This window comes from Methylosinus sp. (assembly GCF_036560965.1).
Lineage (GTDB): Bacteria > Pseudomonadota > Alphaproteobacteria > Rhizobiales > Beijerinckiaceae > Methylosinus.
In genome coordinates this window covers 62,105-80,981 of sequence record NZ_DATBQF010000032.1, presented here as the reverse complement: position 1 = coordinate 80,981, position 18,877 = coordinate 62,105, and the positions used below count along the sequence as shown (strand labels likewise).

The window sequence follows — 18,877 nt, the reverse complement described above, 5'->3', positions numbered from 1 at the left end:
CACCCGTTGATAAGTTCTGCCTTCATGCATGGCTTCAAGCATGGAATGATCCAACGCCCGACCCTCCTCTGGCCAAATCACTTGAAGAGGATCGCGCGTCACTCAAACTTTTTCGAGGTGGGACGCTCGCACCGCTTACGTTCTTTCGACCACCCAGCGGCGCGGCAGCAATTCGAAGCCTTTGGCGTCTGAGGCTCATTTAGAGCGCATTTCTCGGCCGGATGGCTCCGTCTCCAGTACTGATTCAGCTAATCCTCCCATTATAGAAATTGGGCGATCATTTTCATCCACCTCGAAGAGACGCCAAGCTATATCTCCAGCCTCATTTTCAATATCTCCAGGATCGTCTAGCAGTTGACACAGAGAATGTAGAAGCCTCCATTGCATTACACGCACAACTGTTGTTAAACTATCTTCATCACCAGATCCTTTAATGAGTTTATTAATTGATGTAATCGCAGATCCTCCAGGTGCATTCGGGTCAATATTTTTGATATCGGATATCCACCCAGCGTCACCTTCAGTAACAACAAATTTCCATGCTTGCCTGAGAAATAAAAATCGAGCTAGCTGAGGTATGTTTTCTTCTATTTGTGATTTAGCCCATGCTTTTGGATTCCTGGCACCAAGACTTTGAAATAGTGCCGATAGCTCTTGTGCATTCATTTCATTTCTCCGATCCCGGAAGCCGGGCATCTCATGGATACCCACCGGATTGTAGGCGTTGTCCGATAGATTGCAGGATTTGTTCGGCTTCAGCTTTGGTCGCAACATTGGCAAGTGCATTATTGACCGTTGAATAGTATTCAGCGGTGTGGAGGCCGGCGTGCTCGGCATCCCGCAGAAAGACGCCGTTGGCCGCGTCATTTATGCCGATGCCTAATCTCTGTAATGTAGCGCGAGCGGGTGCCGCGGCCGCGGCGGAGCCGGCGACAATGTGATGCGCAGCATCTCGCGCTTGGCGCGCTTGGCCAATTGCCTCAAGTGCCCGTCCCAAGGCCCGCGATGACGGAACAACGGCAGCTAGCCTCCCTGCAACGCGTATCGAACCGGTAGCGACAGCGCCGACCGGCCCGAGCCCGTCCAGTCCCCCTTGCAATACTCCCCATGGATCATCCCTTATGTCATGTGCCGCCTTCCCAAAGTCAAAAAATGAAGTCAGCATGCACCATAAGCACCCCGCGATGTCGATATCCGGCAACGCTTCCGGCTTTTCCTTGCTCTTCGGATCGAGCCCGAAGGGATCAATCAGGCTGACCGGATTATTCGCCGCATAGCCGTAGGTGTTGATCCCCCCATCGAGCCCGATCGGATCGCTCTCGACATAGCGCCCCGCCGCCGGAAGATAATCCCGGAGCCCGTTATTATACAGCCCGGTCTCGACGTCGAACACCTGCCCTGGGAAGCGCAGATCATGCGCAAAGCCCGCGGCCGACCAGGGCGCGCCCTGGCCGAAGGGGTCGTGATCCCAGAACCAGACTTGGCCATTCCCCGAATTCACGATCTCATGCGGCGCGCCGAGATGGTCCGGCGCGATATAGAACGTCGAACCGTTCTGCCTCGTCGCGATCGGAAGATCACCGAGCCAGACGATCTCCTCTCGAACCGCGCCGCTTTGCCCATAGATCCCGATTACCCGCCCCGAAAGGTCATAGGCATATTCGACCGGCCCGCTCGACGGCCCGTTCTTCGACACGCGCTGGCCGAGCCCGTTGACGCCGTAGCTCGTCACCAAGGCGCCGACATTCGTCTGAGCGAGGCGGTTGCGCGCATCATAAGCGAGAGAATAGAGCCCGGCGTTGCTCGTCATCCCGCCCGCGGCGTCATAGGAGAACCCGCCCCCGCCCGCCACGCCGATCAGGCGATTGCTGCCAGCATCGATCGTGTAGGAGAAGGAGCTGTCCGAAATCCGATTGCCCGAGGCATCATAGGCGTAGAGGATCGAGGTTCCGCCATAGCCATAGCCCGTCAGCCGATCCCTGGTGTCATAGGCGAAGGACTTGGTCGCACGCCCACTCTCGTCGATCGAGACGATCCGGCCGGCGGGATCATAAGCGAAGGAGAGCGTGTTTCCGGTCGAGGAAATAATTGCGGAGATGCGCCCATCCTGGTCGAAGTTGCGGACATAGAAGCCGCCGAAGGCGGAGTTTCGCCAGGAGGCGACGGCGCCGAACGGGCTGTAGGCAATCTGATCGATGAGCGTCCCCGGCCCCTGCCCCGGAGGCTGCAAGCCGATCGCGCTCACGCGCGCGTTAGCGTCATAGGCATAGAGGACCACGGAACCAGACGGATAGGTCACGCTCACGAGCCGGCCGCTGCCCGCATCATAACTCCATTGCGTGACGAGCGTCACATAGCCGGTCGTCTGCGTCTTCTGCACGACATGGCCGAGGGCGTCATAGGCGTAGCTTGTCGTTCCGCTCGGATCGCTCATCGAGGTGAGCCGCCCGACGCCGTAAGCTCCCTGGTCATAGCCATAGGCGATGATGGAGCCGTCCGCATGAGTGGCCCTCACGAGCCGGTTCAGCCCGTCATAGAGATAGCTCGTCGTCTGCCCGCGCGCGTCGGTCGAGGTCGTGACATTTCCGGCGGCGTCGAACGTCTTGGTGGTGGCCCCGGTGTCCGGACTAGAGATCGTCGCACGCTGATCGAACGCGTTGTAAGTGTAGCTCGTCACCAGCCCGCGTGGGTCCATCACGCTGGCGAGGCGGCCATTGGCGTCGAAGGTGTAGCGGGTGAAGACCATGACGTTCGGATCAGGACTATGGATATTGACGCTCTCCGCCTTGACGTAGGCCCGGTTGAGCGCGTCATAGGCGAAAGTGGTGCCATTGCCGTTCGGATCCTCGACGCCGACGACGTTATCGTTGGAATCGTAATAGACCGTCGACGTCTGACCCGATGCGCCGAATTCCTGGTTGAGGCGGTTGAGGCCATCATAGGAGCGGCTGTGCGTGCGTACGAGCGCGCCGCTCGGATCGAACGCCTCTTCCTTGGTCCGATTCCCGGCTCCGTCGAGCGTGTAGGCGAGGCGATTGCCGAGCGCGTCGCTGACACCGATGAGACGATGTGCCCCATCATAGGTGAAGTAATGGACCGCCCCGGAAGGTGCTTGCAGCTGCGTGAGTTGGCCCGCCGCATCGTAGCTGTATGTGGTCGTCTGCCCCTGGGTAACGCTCGACGTGACTTGGCCACGGAAGTTGTAGCTCAGATTGGTGACAACGCCGTTCGCATCCTGGATCGTCAGAGGCCGGCCATTGGCATCGTAGCTCGTGTAGGCCACGGTCTGCCCGAGCGCATTGGTCACGCTCGTGAGGTTGCCGGCGCCGTCATAGGCGTATGTCGCCACATGGCCGAGCGGATCCGTCGACGTCAGCACTTGGCCAGCCCAGTTGTAAGTGTATGTGCTCGTGCTCGTCGACGTCGGAGAGGAAACCGTGGAGGTCAGTAAATTGCCCTTGACGTCATAGGTGAAGGCGAAATTGCGCTCGCCGTCTCCGATTGCGGTCGGCAGGCGGAAATCGGGATGCCAGTTCGTCGAGATAGTGCGGGCGATCGGCGTCCCGGAAGCCGAAGTCTGCGACGTCGGCAGATTTCGCGCTGTGTCGTAGGCGACGACAGTCTGATTGCCGTTGAAGTCGGAATAGCTCGTCAGATTGCCCTGGCCATCGTATGCGCTCCACTCACTCTGGCCCCATATGCTATTGGGGTTGCAGAAGAAGCAGCTGGTCCATTTATTGGTCTGCTTTGCTATGCCGTTGATGGCGGTAAGCGTATATCTTTCCGTGCCGCCGACGGGCGTCGACACCTGGACTGTGCCGCCGCCAATGGAGTCATAATCGATCGAATAGTGTTCGGCTCCTCCGGCTCGCTGTGTCGAGGTGGCGCGGCCGTACCAATCGTAGCCATAGGATGTGAAGAGAGAGCCGTTTTCGTCGTAGACGGCTGTCACCGCGTTCGGGTAGTTGAAGTCGTCGTAATGATATTGGCGCTGCGCCCCATTGGGGTAGGTGACAGACGCCAAGCGATTGGACCCGTCATATCCATATGTGTAGACGGTTCCGTCGGGAGCCTGCGCCTGCGAAATCAGCGAACCATTATAGGAGAAAGTCAGAGTCCGGCCGTAGGCGTCTGTGACCGTCGATAGACGGCTCTGCCCATCATAGGCGGCGCTTATCGTGAGCCCTGCCCGATTTGCATAGGAGAGAAGCTTCCCCGCGGAGCTGTATGTTTCCGTCTCGTCGTGATCCGTTATCAGCGTGAACCCACCGCCGTTCTGCGACAAGCGATAATTCGAGCCGACTGGCGGCGACCATGCGCCACTCGATTGAGTGAATTTCAGTTCCTGGCCATCGTCACGCGTGACAGTAGCAGTTTGCCCGTCGCCGGAGATCGAGACCGAGCGGCTATAACCGACGCGCCAATTGTTTCCGAATTCGTGCGGACCGTTCGGGTCATCACTGTTGAAATGTCGCGCGAGCACGACTGGGAAACTTCCGGCTGTCTTATAGTCCGTCTCGCTCTGATAAGCGTTGCCAGTCGCGTAATTGATGGGATCTCCGACATAAGTGTCCCCGGAGCCTCCTCGATTCTGTGCCTGGCTACCGCTCGACTGGCCGGTGCCGACGAAGCCAGCTCCGAAGCCAGCTCCGCCGCCTCCCCCAGAACCCGAGAAGAATGCAACGGTCCACTGCCACCACGACGAGGAGACGCCATCGATCGGTCTGCGGGGCTGGCCTGCTACATCGATATCCGGCAGCCACTCTTGCGCCTGTGCCGGCATCGCGAGACTGAGTTCGAAAATCAACGGGACGACGAAAATTGCGAGGAATCGAACGAGCGCGACGAACTTTCGCATATGCTGCTCCAGCGCAAGCGGCGTAGTAAATCGTTGCTGTGAAATCCACGACTGCGCCGCGCCAGGCCGCATATTTCTGGTTTCGGCACAGTCTGGTTTACGGTAATAGCGATCCAACGAATACTTGTCCAGAGCGCTACTCCAAAGAAGAGCTGTTCAAATATTTGACACTCCGCCAGCCGCACGGCATGTCGCTGCCGCTTCCACCGGTGTCGAACCAGCCGATAAAAGTCTCGATCAGACGTGCGCAGCGAAGCGTTTCATAGGGAGCGATCCCGTTCGGAGCAATGATGGCTTCTGGCAATAAGCTTCGCTGGCTCACCGCGCTTGTCGCCTCCACGCGGATCTCGCCTCTCATGATGACGATCCTGCTTTGTGAGGCGGCCATGGTCGTTGCGGCGATGGCTTTTGCAGTATCTGCCTTTTTCACCGAGGCGCCGGCGCCGACGGGCCCGAGCTTCGAATGGAAGGCTCCGACATTGACCCACGCCGCTCCGAAAGGCGCGCGTAGCAACAAAGTCGATTTGCATACTTTGTCTCGACCGATCTTTTCCAAAACCAGACGCCCTGCGAGCGCGGCAAGCGCTGGTCCCCGGATTCCCGAACCTGCTGCTCTGCCGCCGCCGCCCGGCGTCTCGTTGAAGGGGATCGTGAGCTACAAGTCTATGGTGCGGGCTTTTCTGACGTCGGCGAATAGCCCTCAGGGCGAGTGGAAAACAATCGGTGACAAGCTCGGATCCTGGACTGTCGATCGAATCGAACGAGATCATCTGGCGCTGAAAAATGGAACGCGGTCGCTCAAATACAGCCTCTATCCAGAACTCGATCCGGATGCGGTACGATGATCTGGCCGAGGGGTCTTGGATTTGGCGAAGCGGGTCTGATCGTCGACCGCCGCTTCGAACGACGGCACCCTCACCGGATCGACGCCCGGAATCGCCATGAAGCGGCGGCAGAGCTCGTCGCGGCGGACGGACTGGACGAGCAGCGTATGCAGCCGCTTGTATTCGCACTCGTTGGCGCCGAACGAGAAGGCGCTCGTGGCGATCTGGTCCAAATGTCGGCGCGCCTTTCGGACTGACATCACGCCGCATTCAGAGTGGCGATACGATCGATATCGACGGCCACATCTCCAAATGCGGCGACGACGAAGTGCGCGCGGCGCTCTACGAAGCGGCCAGCGCCATGCTCGTGCGCTCGAAGAAATGGTGCGCCGTGAAGGCGTGGGGCGTCAAGATCTCGGCGAAGCGCGGCCGCAAGCGCGCCGTCGTGGCGGTCGCGCGCAATCTCGCGGTGATCATGCATTGGATGTGGATCGACGGCAGCGCGTTCCGCTTCTCGGCGCAGGAAGAGTCCTCGGGCTCGCAGCAAAGAGGAGTGAAGAAGACGCTGGCGATCGCGTCGTGAGCGCGCAGCCAGAGTCGATCGAAACGCGCGGGAACGACGACACGACGACGAATTGACGACGTAGCGCCGACACGAGTTCCGCCATTCGGCGGGAGAAAACCTGGTGGATCGAAGCGGATGCGGAGAGCGCAATATCTTGCCGGCGACGACGCCTCCTCGGAGGCACGCGGGACCGAGCACGAAAGACTGCATGGACCCCCAAGCGTTTCTCATCGCATACTGGCGTGGGCTGTCGCATCGAAGAAAAGAAGCGGATACGATCCCAGGACGGAGACACACATGGCGAAGAAGACAACACGACGACACCCGATTAAGACGGCCCGATTAAGACGGCAAGATAAAGCGAACTGACGTTCGCACCTCGCGAGGCTCGTATTTGGTTGTCTGCACATTGATTTTTGCAGGCTACGAATGCGCAGGCATGGCGCCGCGCGATGTGCGGCAGTTTCCGCCAGAATCGAATTTGTTCGTATTTGCAGGGTGATAGACGCTGGCGTTCGAGAGGTCCGGCGTGGCATGTCCCGCCGGCTCTACGCTACAGCCGGTATTTTCACGCCTGACTGCGATCGGCGTTCGAGGGCGGTTGCGCAGGCGGATTTCGACGCCGATCGTCTCGAAATGGCGAGCGACGACAGAGACGATTTCCACATTCGACCCGGCCGATCCCGAGCTGGCGGGAAGAGCGTCAATCCGCGCTCGCTGCCCTTCGTCAGACAGGTCGAGATCGCTGTCAGAAAGGCCGGCGGCGATCCCAGCCGGATCGGCCGAGGCTCCGCGAACGCAGTCGGCCGGAAAGGAGGAGAAGGAAGCGGCCGGTTCAACGCGCGGGGGCGAGGCGCGAAGGTGGCGGCGTCGCTGCCGAGAGACGGCGGCGGCTGGCGGCGCGACTCCGCCGGACGGTTTCGATCGCGTCGCGTCGTCGTCAAGGCGCGCGTCGTGAAGCTCAATCCACAACGCGGCTCTCATAGTGCGAAGATGCGCGGCGCCGCGAGCAAGGCCGTCGACGCCCATCTCCGCTATCTCGAACGCGATGGCGTCACCCACGACGGCGAGAAGGGCCACGCCTATTCCGCTTTCGAGAACGAGGCGGACGGCCGCGCCTTCGTCGAGCGCGGACGCGACGATCGTCATCAGTTCCGTTTCATCGTCGCGCCGGAGGATTCCGTCGACATGGCCGACCTGCGAGGCTTCACCCGTGACCTCATGCGGCAGGTGGAGACGGACCTCGACACGGGCCTCGACTGGATCGCCGTCGACCATCACAACACCGGCCATTCTCACACCCACATCGTCGTCCGGGGCGTGCTCGACGACGGACGCATCCTCAATATCGCGGGCGACTATATCGCTCACGGCGTTCGTCACCGGGCGAGCGAGCTGGTCACGCTGGAGCTCGGCCATCAGAGCGAGATCGAGCTTCAGACGAAGCTCGCGAACGACGTTGCGGCGGAGCGGTTGACGCGGCTCGACAAGATATTGCTCGCCGAGCAGCGCGAACAAGGCGTCATTGATCTCAGGCTCGGGGAAGGCGCCTCCTATCTTGTCCGAGAGAACCGGGCGCTGCTGCTCGGTCGCGCGCGGCGGCTGGAACGCTACGGCCTCGCCGCCGAACTCGAGACGGGGCGGTGGACCATCTCCGACCGCGCCGAGTCGATGCTGAAAGAATTGGGAGCGCGCAACGAAGCGATCGAGACCATCCGTCGGGCGCTGGCCGGTCACGGTCTGGCGGACGAGCGCGGCGTCGCGCAGTATGTTTGCCACGGGGAGACCGGAAAGGAGCCGATCGTCGGTCGGGTGCTGGCCAAGGGGCTGGCAGGCGACGAGATGAGCGAGCGGGTCTATCTGATCGTCGACGGAGTCGACGGACGGGTCCATCACATTGAGTTCGCGGATCCGGCCCGCGTCGAGGAGATCGGCAGAGGCATGGTCGTCGAAGCCGCGCCTGCCGTTTCCGGTCCGAGGCCCGCCGACCGCAATATCGCCATCGTCGCGGAGGAGGACGAAGGGGTCTACCAGCCGAGCCGCCATCTCGAACGCATTCGCGACAGCTTCGAGCGGCAGGGCAAGGACCCGGACGCCTTCGTCCGTTTCCACGTCCGCCGGCTTGAAGCACTGCGCCGGGCCGGGCATGTCGAGCGCATCGACGCGGATCACTGGCGCGTTCCGAAGGATATCGTCGAGCGAGGCCAGCGCTACGACCTCGCTCGAGGCGGCGACGGCCTTCGCGTGCGCACACTCTCGACCTTCGACCTCGAACGGCAGATCGCGAGCGACGGAGCGACCTGGCTCGACCGTGAACTCGTCGCCGACAAACGGACTCCGGTAGTGGAAGCAGGCTTCGGTCGGGACGTGAAGAATGCGCTCCGCCGACGCGGGGAGCGTTTGGTGGAAATGGGCCTCGCGACGGACAACGGAAAATCCATCTCCGTCTCGCGCGGCGCCATCGCTGCGCTGGAGCGGCGGGAGGTGGAGCGCGTCGGCCAGCAGATGGCGGCCGAGCGCGGGCTGTCGTATTCGCCGAGTGGGCCAGGCGAATATGTGTCGGGGCGGCTGGCTGGCGTCGCCAATCTCGCCAGCGGGCGCTTCGCGATGATCGAGGACGGCCTCGGCTTCCAGCTCGTGCCCTGGCAGCCCGTTCTCGAAAAGCGCATCGGCCAATATCTCAGCGGCGTTCACCGCGATGGCGGCGGCATCGAGTGGGACCTCGGCCGGAAGCGCGGGCTGGGGCTATGATGACAACTTGAGCCCCGTGGAAGCCCGGCCGACACCCGAGCAGATGCAAAAGGTTGGGCTCTCCGATGGGAATGCGTAGGAAAGCGCGTCGCGTCGCAAAATTAGGCCATTCTTGTTCGCGACCGAGCGCGCGATCCTGCCGGGATGTCGCGAGCGCGTGCAAATCCTCTCGATCCTCGTTGCGGCGGCGCCGATCGCAGCGCCATGTCGGCGCGGATTCACTCTCGATCGAACATCGATCGAGAGGCGCAGCGAGAACTCCAAGCTTGGACTGTCACCGATGATTGGCCCGAAGATGTCCCGGTCACGCGCGCCGAGGTCGATGTAATCGAGGCGTGGCTCGGCGACTTGTTCGACCATCGAATCGGACCACGTCGATGAAGGGGCGAACACCGGAGGTTGTCCTATTGTGCCCGGTCGATGGCACTCCCTCTACTTCTTCAGCCGCACGCCGGCGCCGCCGCCATTCTCGGGAATGAATTCCACGCCTGCATTCTCCAAGGCGATGCGAATAGCGTTCAGGTTTGCAGCGGTGGTCGACGGTTGCCCGTCTTCGCCCTCGGCGCGTCGCACGGTGGCGATGCCGACTTTTGCGGTAGACGCTAAGTCTTCGGCGGTCCAACGAATGAGGGCGCGCGCCGCCCGTATTTGCGCTCCTGTGATCACATACAGCTCATATGATATATTGTTGATCTCCACGGCGGGCGTGATATGATTCCACTCGCATGGCGTTCTCGCTATCACATCGCCCGAGCAACTGGAAACAGCCTCGAGCCGTGTGCGCCTGTGCGGCCGGACGACGTGCGTCAACACCTCGCCCGGCCTGACCACAACCCGGCTTATGAGGAGCTCGGATCATGGCTGACCCCGAGACTATCACGAGTGCGTCTGCTTTCACCCGAAGGACTTTGTTGGTTGCGAGCGTCGGCGCCGTCGCGCCGGCGCCTTTCAAGGGAATCGCGAGCGTCGACTCGTCTCATACGATGGTCGTCGATCCGGCAACGTCGCTGTGGACGCAATGGAAGACCGCCCAGGACCTCACCGATGTTCTCTGCCAGAAGCAGCAGAGCTTGGAAACCCGATTGATGCAGTTGATCCGCGCGTCAGACGGCGTCGACGATGCCGAAGGCGCCGAGGCGAGCTGCGCCATCGAGGAAGAAATCTATCGGGCGCGCTGGGCCGCCGCCGATTTGGCCGTCGGCTACTCCGAAGCGAAAAAAGACGAAGAGCGAGCCGCGGATATAGCGAGAGATCTCGCCGATGCGCTGGCGGCCACGCCGGCGTCGACCGTCGAAGGCGTCGCGGCCAAGCTCCACGCTGTGCTCCGCGAGGGCGAATGGTGCGAGAACTGCCCCGAATTTCCCTGGCCGCAGGTCCGCTCAGCGCTGACCGACTTGGTCCGTATCGGTCGCCTCGATTCGTTTCCGAAGTTTTGAAGCGGGCCGTGTGACGGCGAGATTGTCGATCTCACAATTTTCGAGCCGCGGTCTCCGCGGCTCGTTTTGCTTCTCATTGCGGGGCGATCCGGGGCGATCGTCGCTGGCGCAGCCGAAATTCCGGTGACGCCTGCGCATCTCGGGAATAGACTCGGCCGATCGATCGGACTCGCGCCACGAATTTGATGACGACGGGAGTTGCCCCTATGCCCGATTGCACTCGCGCTGCGCTCTACCTCCGGGTTTCGACGACGCGGCAGGCGGAGGTCGACCTCTCTATCCCCGACCAGCAGGCGCAGACGAGCGCCTATTGCACACGCCACAGTTGGCGCATCGTCGGCGAATATGTCGAGCCCGGCGCTTCCGCCATGGACGACCATCGTCCCGAATTTCAGCGCATGATCGAGCGCGCTTGCGACGACGATCATCCGATCGACGTCATCGTGGTTCATTCGTTCTCTCGCTTCTTCCGCGACGCCTTCGGCCTGGAAATGTATGTGCGCAGGCTCGCCAAGCACAATGTGCGGCTCGTCTCCATCACCCAGGAGCTCGGCGACGACCCGGCGCAAGTGATGATGCGCCAGGTCATCGCGCTGTTCGACGAATATCAGAGCCGTGAAAATGGCAAGCATGTCTTGCGTGCGATGAAGGAGAACGCCCGCCAGGGATTCTACAACGGCTCACGCCTGCCGCTCGGCTATGCGCTCGCCGAAGTGGAGAAGCGCGGACACAGGACCAAGAAAAAGCTCGTCGTCGATCCTGTCGAGGCCGAGACTGTGCGGACGATCTACCGCTTGTATCTCGAAGGCGAGGCCGGCAAGGGGCCGATGGGCGTCAAGGAGGTGACGAAGACGCTCAATGGGCGCGGGCTGAGAACGCGACTCGGCGCGCGCTTCGGCGTCGCGTCGGTCCACAAGGTCTTGACCAATCCAGTCTATGCGGGCCGGTGGCGCTTCAACAAGCGCGAGGCCAAAACCGGGAGAGCCAAGGCCGAAAATGAAGTAATAGAGATCGCCGTTCCGCCGATCATCGAAACGGCAGTGTTCGACAAGGCCCAGGCGAGCCTGAAAGCCCGTGACCCGCGCGTCCTGCCGCCCCGCGTCGTCACCGGCCCCATTCTCCTTACCGGCCTCGCCGTCTGCGCTACTTGCGGCGGCGCGATGACGCTGCGCACCGGGACCTCGAAGAGCGGCAAAGTGCATCGCTATTACAGCTGCTCCACGGCGGCCCGCGTCGGCAAGACCGGCTGCAAGGGGCGCTCGATCCCGATGGACCGGCTCGATGGTCTGGTCACGACCCATCTCGCTGACCGACTGTTCGGCCCGAATCGGCTGGCCGGCATATTGACGTCCCTGGCCCAGAAGCGCGCCGCCGGCGACGACGAGGTCCGCAATCGGGTGGACGCCCTGCAAGCGGAAATCGCCAACGCCGAGGACAGACTGAAGCGCCTCTATAGAATGGTCGAGGATGGCGTCACCGACATGGACGATTTGCTTCGAGACCGTCTCGCCGCGCTCAAATCCGAGCGAGAGCGCGCGAAAGCCGCGCTCGAGCGGATCAAAGCCCAGTCAGCGCCGCAAATCCAGCTCGAACCGGACCAGCTCGAGCGATTCGGGACATTCATGCGCGAGAAGATCACCGTGGGAGAGACGTCGTTCCGCAGAGCGTATTTGCGGGCGGTCGTCGAGGCCATCGAGGTCGACGACCATGTCATCCGCATTCACAGCTCCAAGACCAGCCTCGAACAGGCCGTCGTCGCCGGAGAACAAATCGGCAAGGGTGTTCGCAATTTTATACGCAAATGGCGCGCCCAACGGGAATCGAACCCGTGTTTTCGCCGTGAAAGGGCGACGTCCTAGGCCTCTAGACGATGGGCGCGGGCTGCGCCAGCCAATGGCCGGCGCGAAGCGGGCGCAGATATAGAGGGCCGCGCTCGGGCTGACAAGCGCCAAGAAAGCACCAAGTCGCGAGGGGCAATGTCTCGAGGCGATGTCGCAAGCCCGGCGCAAGCCCATGTCGCTGCCTTCATCGCTGCCTTTGTCGCGAGCATTCGGCCGCCTTCCCGCCTCGAGGGCGGCGCCGACGTTGCGTATCGACGACAAAGGCCCTAGAGGCGAGGCTATGCTCTCCATTGACGATCTCACCTTCCGGCTCGGCGCGCGGGTCCTCTTCGACAAGGCCTCCGTCTTTCTGCCGCCACGGACAAGAGCCGGCTTCGTCGGACGCAACGGCGCCGGCAAGACGACGCTGTTCCGCATGATCTGCGGCGAAATCGCGGCCGAGACAGGAACCATATCCCTGCCCGCCAAGCTGAAGATCGGCCGCGTCGAGCAGGAGGCGCCCGGCGGCGCGACGGCGCTGGTCGATTTCGTGCTCGCCGCCGACACGGAGCGCGCCACGCTGCTGGAGCGCGCCGAAACCGAGATCGACCCCCATGAGATCGCCGAGATTCAGACGCGCCTCGTCGATATAGACGCCCATGCCGCGCCGGCGCGGGCGGCGGCCATCCTCTCCGGCCTCGGCTTCGATGCGGAGGCGCAGCAGCGTCCGCTGTCGGAATTCTCGGGCGGCTGGCGCATGCGCGTCGCGCTCGCCGCCGTGCTGTTCTCGCAGCCGGAGCTTCTTCTGCTCGACGAGCCGACCAATTATCTCGATTTCGAGGGCACGCTCTGGCTCGTCGACTATCTCGCGCGCTATCCGGCGAATGTCGTCGTCATCAGCCATGATCGCGACATGCTCGACGCCGTCTCGACCCATATTCTGCATCTCGAGCGCGGTCGTCTGACGCTCTACAAGGGCAATTACAGCGCCTTCGAGGCGCAGCGGCTCGAGGCGCGCGCGCTCGCCGCCAAGGCGGGAAAGAAGCAGGAGGAGCGCCGCCGCGAGCTGCAGGCCTTCGTCGATCGCTTCCGCTTCAAGGCGACCAAGGCGCGGCAGGCGCAGTCGCGCCTCAAAATGCTCTCCAGACTGCAGCCCGTCACCGCCATCGTCGACGACGAGGTGCTGCCCATCTATTTGCCTTCGCCGGAAAAGCCTCTGTCGCCGCCGATCATCGCCTTCGAGAATGTCAGCGTCGGCTATGGCGATCGCACCGTGCTGTCGCGCCTGTCGCTGAGCCTCTCGAACGACGATCGCATCGGCCTGCTCGGCTCCAACGGCAATGGCAAATCGACTTTCGCCAAGCTGCTGGCGGGACGGCTCGAGGCGCAGAGCGGCAATGTGGTGCGGGCGGCGAAGCTCGAGGCCGGCTTCTTCGCCCAGCATCAGATCGACGATCTGAACGAGCAGGACACGCCCTACTCCGTCTTCGCGGCGCTGATGCCCGGCGCGCCCGAGGCGCGCATTCGAACGCGCGCCGCCCAGACCGGATTTTCCGGCGCCCGCGCGGAAACGAAGATCGAGCGTCTCTCCGGCGGCGAGAAGGCGCGGCTACTGCTCGGCGTCGCCTCCTTCGCCGGACCGCATCTGCTCATTCTCGACGAGCCGACGAACCATCTCGACATCGACAGCCGCGCCGCGCTGGTCGAGGCGATCAACGCCCATGAGGGCGCCATCGTGCTCGTCTCGCATGATCGCTATCTGCTGGAGGCCTGCGCCGACCGGCTATGGCTGGTCGAAGGCGGCACGGTGCGCGCTTTCGACGGCGACGTCGACGAATATGCCCGCACTGTGCTGGCGCGCGCCAATGGCGACGCGCGGGACGCGCGCAAGGAGGAGGAGCCGCGCGAGAAGCCGCGCCGTGTCGAGGGAAAGCGCGACGCCGGCCAGGCGCGTCGCAAGCTCGCCGCATCGGAAGACCGCATGAAGAAGCTCGGCGAGCTCTTGGCGCGCGTCGATGCGGCGCTCGCCGATCCGGACGCTTTCTCGCGCAATCCACAAGAGGCGAACCGCCTCGCCCAGCAACGCGCCGATCTCGCCACGGCGCTCGCCGAGGCGGAAGATCAATGGCTCGCGCTATCGGACGAGGGGTAGGCTCGCCTCAGGCCGATTTGCGCAGGACGAGATCGGCGAACTCGTGATGACGCGCGATGTAATCGGCCACGAAGGAGCATTCGGGAACGACCTTGAGACCCCGCGCCCGCGCCCATTCCAGCGCTCCGCGAATCAGCTCCGAGGCCGCGCCCTGGCCGCGCAGCGCCGGCGGCGTCTCCGTATGGGTGAAGACGAGGGCGCCGGGCGCCAGACGATAATAGGCGACGGCGGTGCCGTCTGCGAGATCGAGCTCGAAGCGATCGAGCTCGACATTGTCGTGAACAGCGCCATGCGCCTTGCGCGGCGCGCTCTTCAGCTGGGCGATCGAACCCATAGTGTCATTCTCCTCGATAGCCCACCGCCGAACCTCGAGGTGGTGACCGCAGTGCAGCAAATTAAGGGCCAAGCGTTAATTTTTCTCGCCGAGCGGGGCCCGGCGAGCGATCCGGCCAGAGCGCTCGTCGGGGCGCTTGTCGGCTTTCCGCCACTCGCCCCGCGCCCCCGCCTTCGATTCGCCTCTCTCACATGAGAAACGCCCATTTCTGTGGCGCGCTTGAAAGGCTCGAGCGGATGGGCACAATGCCGAAATGAGCGAATCTACTTTGTCTTCCCAGGTCGAGATCGAGCCGCCTCCGCGCACGCGCGTTTTCGCGCCCTTCGAATGGGTCGTCGCATTCCGCTATGTGCGGGCGCGGCGCGCCAATGGATTCGTCTCGGTGATCGCCGGCTTCTCCTTTCTGGGCATCATGCTCGGCGTCGCGACGCTCATCGTCGTGATGTCGGTGATGAACGGCTTTCATCGCGAGCTGATGGACAAGATCGTCGGCATCGACGGCCACGCCTTCGTGCAGGCGGCCGAGCGCCCGCTGACCGATTGGACCGAGGTCACGGCGCGGATGCAGCGCCTGCCCGGCGTCAAGCTCGTCGTGCCGATGGTCGAGGGCGCGGCCGGCGTCTCCTCCCCCTATGGGCAGTCGGGCGCGCTGGTGCGCGGCATTCGCGAGCAGGACATTCTGCGCCTGCCGGGCCTCGCCGGCAATGTGAAGGACGGAACCTTCCAGGGCTTCGACAGCGGCGGCGGCGTCGCCATCGGCCAACGCCTCGCCGAGACGCTCGGCGTGCGCGTCGGCGACAATATCAGCATTCTCATCGCCAAGGGCGCATCGACGCCCTTCGGCGTCGCGCCGCGCATAAAAGCCTATCCGGTGACGGCGATCTTCCAGATCGGCATGTCGGAATATGATCGCGTCTTCGTCTATATGCCGCTCGCCGAATCGCAATTGTTCTTCAATCACGAGAATGAGGTGACGCTGATCGAGGCGTTTCTCGAGGCGCCCGACGCCGTCGACAAATTCCGCGCCGACATAGACGCCAATCTCGATCGGCCGCTGATGCTCACCGACTGGCGGCAGCGCAACAAGACCTTCTTCGACACGCTGCAGGTCGAGAGCAATGTGATGTTCATCATATTGACGCTGATCGTGCTGGTGGCGGCGCTCAACATCGTCTCCGGCCTCACCATGCTGGTGAAGGACAAATCCTCCGACATCGCCATTCTGCGCACCATGGGCGCGACGCGCGGCGCGGTGCTGCGCATCTTCCTCATCATCGGCGCGTCGATCGGCGTCGTCGGCGATCTCGCCGGCTTTCTGCTCGGTCTGACGCTGGCCAAAAATCTCGACGCGATCCGGCTGCTGCTCAATAATCTCATGCACGCCAATCTGTTTCCGGCGGAGCTCTATTTCCTGTCGCGCCTGCCCTCCATCGTCGAGCCGCGCGAGGTGGCGCTCGTCGTCGTCATGACGCTCGTCCTCGCCATTCTCGCCTCCATCTATCCGGCCTGGAAAGCGGCGAGCCTCGATCCGATCGACGCCCTTCGCCACGAGTGAGACCCATGACCGTTCTCGAGCTTTCCGGCGTCGCCCGCCACTATCGCGAAGGCGATGGACGGCTGGATATTCTCCTCGGCGCCGATCTCACCCTCTCGGCCGGCGAGACGGTGGCGCTGATCGCGCCGTCGGGCGCCGGCAAATCGACTCTGCTGCATATCGCCGGCCTGCTGGAGCGCGCCGACGATGGCGAGGTCATCATCGGCGGACGCGCGACCTCGGACATGAGCGACAATGAGCGCACCAGCCTGCGCCGCTCGACGATCGGCTTCGTCTATCAGTTCCATCATCTGCTGCCGGAGTTTTCGGCGCTCGAGAATGTCGCGCTGCCGCAGGCGATCAATGGGCTGGACCGCCGCGAGGCGGAACGGCGCGCCGCCGAGCTGCTCGATTATCTGCGGCTCGGCGCGCGGGCGCGGCACCTGCCCTCGCAGCTCTCGGGCGGCGAGCAGCAGCGCGTCGCCATCGCCCGCGCCGTCGCCAATGCGCCGCATGTGCTGCTCGCCGACGAGCCGACCGGCAATCTCGATCCGCGCACGGCGGAGCATGTCTTCGCGACATTGTTGACGCTGGCGCGCAACACCGGACTCGCGGCGCTGGTCGCGACGCATAATCTCGCGCTCGCCGATCAGATGGACCGTCGAGTCACGCTCTGCGACGGACGCATCGTCGAGATGAATTGAATGCGATCGGCCTGAAAAGGCGCGTTCCGGCCGGGTCCCCTACCCGGCCGGAGCATTCGCTCTGCGGCGGTCAGGCCGACTTCTTTTTCTTGTCGAGGAAGCTGTTCTTGTACCAGAGCCCGAAGCCGATGAGGCCGAGAGCGGCGAAGAACACCGCGATAATGATGTTTTTGTCCTCGGTCGTGCCGACCGCGAAGGGGAAGCGCGAGACATATTCGCGCCCGTCGTCCGCCGTCGCCTTCACCAGGCCGACGAAATTGCCCTTCTTGGTGAAATTATATTCGAAGTTGAGCGTGCCGGTGCGGTATTTTTTCGCCGGCACATAGACTTCGGTGTTCTGCTCCAGATTCTCATTGTCGTCGGCCTGTCCGACATTGCGAAGAATGCGGATTTCCAGCGCCATGTCGCGCAGCTCGTCCTGCACCGCGTCCAGCACGATGATGGTCGGACCGACATCGGGAATATCGTCGCAGAAGACCTCGCGCGATTTCAGCGGCTGATAGCCGGTGAAATTCATCGTGTCGGGGCCGATCTTCATGATGCACTGACCGGAGTCGAGGCTCACGCCGCCATGCGCATGGGCCTCGCCGACCAGTCCGGCCGTCGCCATGGCAAGAGCGACCAGAAGTCGAAGATTCATCTTTCCTCTCCCTATCCATGTTTTCACCGCTTCTGCGAGCGGCTGCAGAACTCACTCTCGCCGACTGTCGCGTCGACGACCGCGATACGACTCGGGCCTGACGGGCCGGCTGCCGCTCCCGGCTTTTAGCACACACTCTCATCGACATAGGGACGAAGTTTTCGTCTGCGAATGCAAGGGCGCGAAAATGCCGCGGCCCGCCGTGATCGGCGGAGGTCGAACGCGGATTTCCGGCTACCGCCGGCCGTCGCCGATCCGGCCGATTCCGCACTTTCGGGCAGGAAATTCGCAACTTGGATATCCCACCAGCGGCAAAAAGTCGCAGCCTGCTCAGGCCGCTCGAATCCCTAACGTACGTACGTAATTTTTGGCCATGGGAATTAACCATGACCGAAGACGCGGCCGAAATTTCTTTAAAAATTTAAGTAACTCGGTAAGAATTGCGAAACCATTCGAGATAGGAGACGGAACATGAATGCGGTAGTTTCGAAAAACGACATCTCCTCCGCTGTCGCCACCGAGACTTATGTTTCAGCGTCCGACTTTTCGGATCCGCTGGATTTCATCCGTCAGCGCTCATCGCTGGAGATCCATCGCATGGACGAGCTGGATACGATCCTGGTGAGCAAACTCGGCTGCGGTTTTGATCGAGACAGCATCGACGGCTTGAGCTTGTTGCTGCGTAGAATCTCGGAAGGCCATCTGCCGGGGCTCAAATATCTGGTTTTCGACTTCGCGCATTGCGACGACGCTAACGCTGTCGCCGCAGACGGCTTCGACGAGCTGGCGTCGGCGACCGCTCGCCTCATCCTCGATGCTCCGGTGATCTCGATCGCGTGGGCTAGAACCTATCTGAACGGAGCGGATCTGGACTTCGCTCTGTCCTGCTCGATGATGGTGGCGGATCGCTATGCGCGCTTCTGCTTCGAAGCCGATCTCGCCTCGGCGGTCGGCGTCTATGGCGCGCTCGCGCAGAAGCTCGGCTTCGTGAAGGCGGAGCGGCTCATGGAAAATGGAGAGATCCTCACCGCCGAGCAGATGCAGGAGCTCGGCCTGGTCAAGCACATCGTCGAAAATGGCGAAGGCCTGATGGGCGCGGAGAGCTATGTGCGGCAGTGCGGACGCCGCTACAACTCCTCCTACAGCATGTTTCGCGCGCAGCGCATCAGCGCGCCGCCGGTTCGCCGGCAGGCGGTGGCCGCGGCGGCGAATCGGCGTGTCTGATCCCGCGGGAAGAAAGACGATCGGCCGAGCGTCCG

The 18,877-nt window shown here is 62.5% G+C and carries 17 protein-coding genes, 1 tRNA gene and 3 pseudogenes; 11 read left to right on the top strand and 10 right to left on the bottom strand.

The features are described 5' to 3' along the window. A partial coding sequence (locus VIF40_RS10345; protein ID WP_331937433.1) for a hypothetical protein occupies nt 1–192 on the top strand: 192 nt, incomplete at its 5' end. 3 nt (nt 193–195) lie between these two features. Here the strand turns inward: VIF40_RS10345 and VIF40_RS10340 are convergent. Genes VIF40_RS10340 through VIF40_RS10330 form a run of 3 tightly spaced genes read right to left on the bottom strand, consistent with a single transcriptional unit; the run spans nt 196 to nt 5,216 of the window. Next, nucleotides 196–666, bottom strand: a complete 471-nt coding sequence (locus VIF40_RS10340) for a hypothetical protein (protein ID WP_331937432.1) — start codon at nt 664–666, stop codon at nt 196–198. A 31-nt stretch (nt 667–697) separates the two neighbouring features. Continuing rightward, complete coding sequence (locus tag VIF40_RS10335; RefSeq protein ID WP_331937431.1) at nt 698–4,975, bottom strand: RHS repeat-associated core domain-containing protein; 4,278 nt, start codon at nt 4,973–4,975, stop codon at nt 698–700. A gap of 19 nt (nt 4,976–4,994) precedes the next feature. Next, nucleotides 4,995–5,216 carry a hypothetical protein gene (locus VIF40_RS10330; RefSeq protein WP_331937430.1) on the bottom strand — a complete coding sequence of 74 codons (222 nt, stop codon included), beginning with the start codon at nt 5,214–5,216 and terminating at the stop codon, nt 4,995–4,997. Here VIF40_RS10330 and VIF40_RS10325 point away from each other — a divergent pair. Continuing rightward, the gene (locus VIF40_RS10325) at nt 5,215–5,703 is read left to right on the top strand and encodes a hypothetical protein (RefSeq protein ID WP_331937429.1); all 489 of its coding nucleotides are present in this window, start codon (nt 5,215–5,217) and stop codon (nt 5,701–5,703) included. The two genes, VIF40_RS10330 and VIF40_RS10325, sit on opposite strands and share 2 nt — an antisense overlap. 11 nt (nt 5,704–5,714) lie before the next feature. Here the strand turns inward: VIF40_RS10325 and VIF40_RS21595 are convergent. Next, a pseudogene (locus tag VIF40_RS21595) lies at nt 5,715–5,867 on the bottom strand (IS110 family transposase); the annotation flags it as partial. Between VIF40_RS21595 and VIF40_RS21455 the strand changes: the two are divergent. Both VIF40_RS21455 and VIF40_RS10315 read left to right on the top strand, forming a co-directional pair. Beyond that, nucleotides 5,864–6,007: pseudogene (locus VIF40_RS21455) on the top strand (hypothetical protein); the annotation flags it as partial. The pseudogenes VIF40_RS21595 and VIF40_RS21455 sit on opposite strands and share 4 nt — an antisense overlap. Nucleotides 6,008–6,010: 3 nt before the next feature. Next, entirely contained in the window at nt 6,011–6,265 is a 255-nt protein-coding gene (locus tag VIF40_RS10315) for a hypothetical protein (RefSeq protein ID WP_414684781.1), read from the top strand. A 405-nt stretch (nt 6,266–6,670) separates the two neighbouring features. Here VIF40_RS10315 and VIF40_RS10310 read toward each other — a convergent pair whose 3' ends face one another. Beyond that, entirely contained in the window at nt 6,671–7,765 is a 1,095-nt protein-coding gene (locus tag VIF40_RS10310) for a hypothetical protein (protein ID WP_331937427.1), read from the bottom strand. On the opposite strand from VIF40_RS10310, the gene VIF40_RS10305 reads away from it, so the two are divergent. Continuing rightward, on the top strand, nt 7,721–8,998 hold the full coding sequence (locus VIF40_RS10305) for a DUF3363 domain-containing protein (RefSeq protein WP_331937426.1): 1,278 nt from the start codon (nt 7,721–7,723) through the stop codon (nt 8,996–8,998). The genes VIF40_RS10310 and VIF40_RS10305 overlap by 45 nt on opposite strands. 432 nt (nt 8,999–9,430) lie before the next feature. On the opposite strand, the gene VIF40_RS10300 is transcribed toward VIF40_RS10305, so the two are convergent. Then, nucleotides 9,431–9,670: a transcriptional regulator gene (locus VIF40_RS10300; RefSeq protein ID WP_196410472.1), complete on the bottom strand. Its 240-nt coding sequence runs from the start codon at nt 9,668–9,670 to the stop codon at nt 9,431–9,433. A gap of 185 nt (nt 9,671–9,855) precedes the next feature. On the opposite strand from VIF40_RS10300, the gene VIF40_RS10295 reads away from it, so the two are divergent. Next, a complete protein-coding gene (locus VIF40_RS10295; protein WP_331937425.1) occupies nt 9,856–10,434 on the top strand; it encodes a hypothetical protein in 579 nt (192 codons plus the stop codon). Between the two features lie 185 nt (nt 10,435–10,619). Further along, nucleotides 10,620–11,678 (top strand): annotated as a pseudogene (locus VIF40_RS10290) (recombinase family protein); the annotation flags it as partial. A 324-nt stretch (nt 11,679–12,002) separates the two neighbouring features. Here the strand turns inward: VIF40_RS10290 and VIF40_RS10285 are convergent. After that, nucleotides 12,003–12,248: a hypothetical protein gene (locus VIF40_RS10285; protein ID WP_331937424.1), complete on the bottom strand. Its 246-nt coding sequence runs from the start codon at nt 12,246–12,248 to the stop codon at nt 12,003–12,005. Continuing rightward, nucleotides 12,237–12,312: transfer RNA gene (locus tag VIF40_RS10280), tRNA-Glu, on the bottom strand. Before VIF40_RS10280 ends, VIF40_RS10285 begins: the two co-directional genes overlap by 12 nt. 243 nt (nt 12,313–12,555) lie before the next feature. Here VIF40_RS10280 and VIF40_RS10275 point away from each other — a divergent pair. After that, nucleotides 12,556–14,406 carry an ABC-F family ATP-binding cassette domain-containing protein gene (locus VIF40_RS10275; RefSeq protein WP_331937423.1) on the top strand — a complete coding sequence of 617 codons (1,851 nt, stop codon included), beginning with the start codon at nt 12,556–12,558 and terminating at the stop codon, nt 14,404–14,406. Nucleotides 14,407–14,413: 7 nt separating this feature from the next. Here VIF40_RS10275 and VIF40_RS10270 read toward each other — a convergent pair whose 3' ends face one another. Continuing rightward, the gene (locus VIF40_RS10270; protein ID WP_331937422.1) at nt 14,414–14,740 is read right to left on the bottom strand and encodes a GNAT family N-acetyltransferase; all 327 of its coding nucleotides are present in this window, start codon (nt 14,738–14,740) and stop codon (nt 14,414–14,416) included. 253 nt (nt 14,741–14,993) lie between these two features. Between VIF40_RS10270 and VIF40_RS10265 the strand changes: the two genes are divergently transcribed. Both VIF40_RS10265 and VIF40_RS10260 read left to right on the top strand, forming a co-directional pair. Further along, the gene (locus VIF40_RS10265; RefSeq protein WP_331937421.1) at nt 14,994–16,295 is read left to right on the top strand and encodes a lipoprotein-releasing ABC transporter permease subunit; all 1,302 of its coding nucleotides are present in this window, start codon (nt 14,994–14,996) and stop codon (nt 16,293–16,295) included. A 5-nt stretch (nt 16,296–16,300) separates the two neighbouring features. Further along, entirely contained in the window at nt 16,301–16,978 is a 678-nt protein-coding gene (locus VIF40_RS10260; protein WP_331937420.1) for an ABC transporter ATP-binding protein, read from the top strand. 70 nt (nt 16,979–17,048) lie between these two features. Here the strand turns inward: VIF40_RS10260 and VIF40_RS10255 are convergent, their stop codons facing one another. Continuing rightward, nucleotides 17,049–17,618 (bottom strand): hypothetical protein, encoded by a 570-nt coding sequence (locus VIF40_RS10255; protein WP_331937419.1) that lies wholly within the window; start codon nt 17,616–17,618, stop codon nt 17,049–17,051. A gap of 471 nt (nt 17,619–18,089) precedes the next feature. Here VIF40_RS10255 and VIF40_RS10250 point away from each other — a divergent pair, with 471 nt between their 5' ends. Then, entirely contained in the window at nt 18,090–18,842 is a 753-nt protein-coding gene (locus VIF40_RS10250; protein ID WP_331937418.1) for an enoyl-CoA hydratase-related protein, read from the top strand. Nucleotides 18,843–18,877 lie beyond the last annotated feature (35 nt).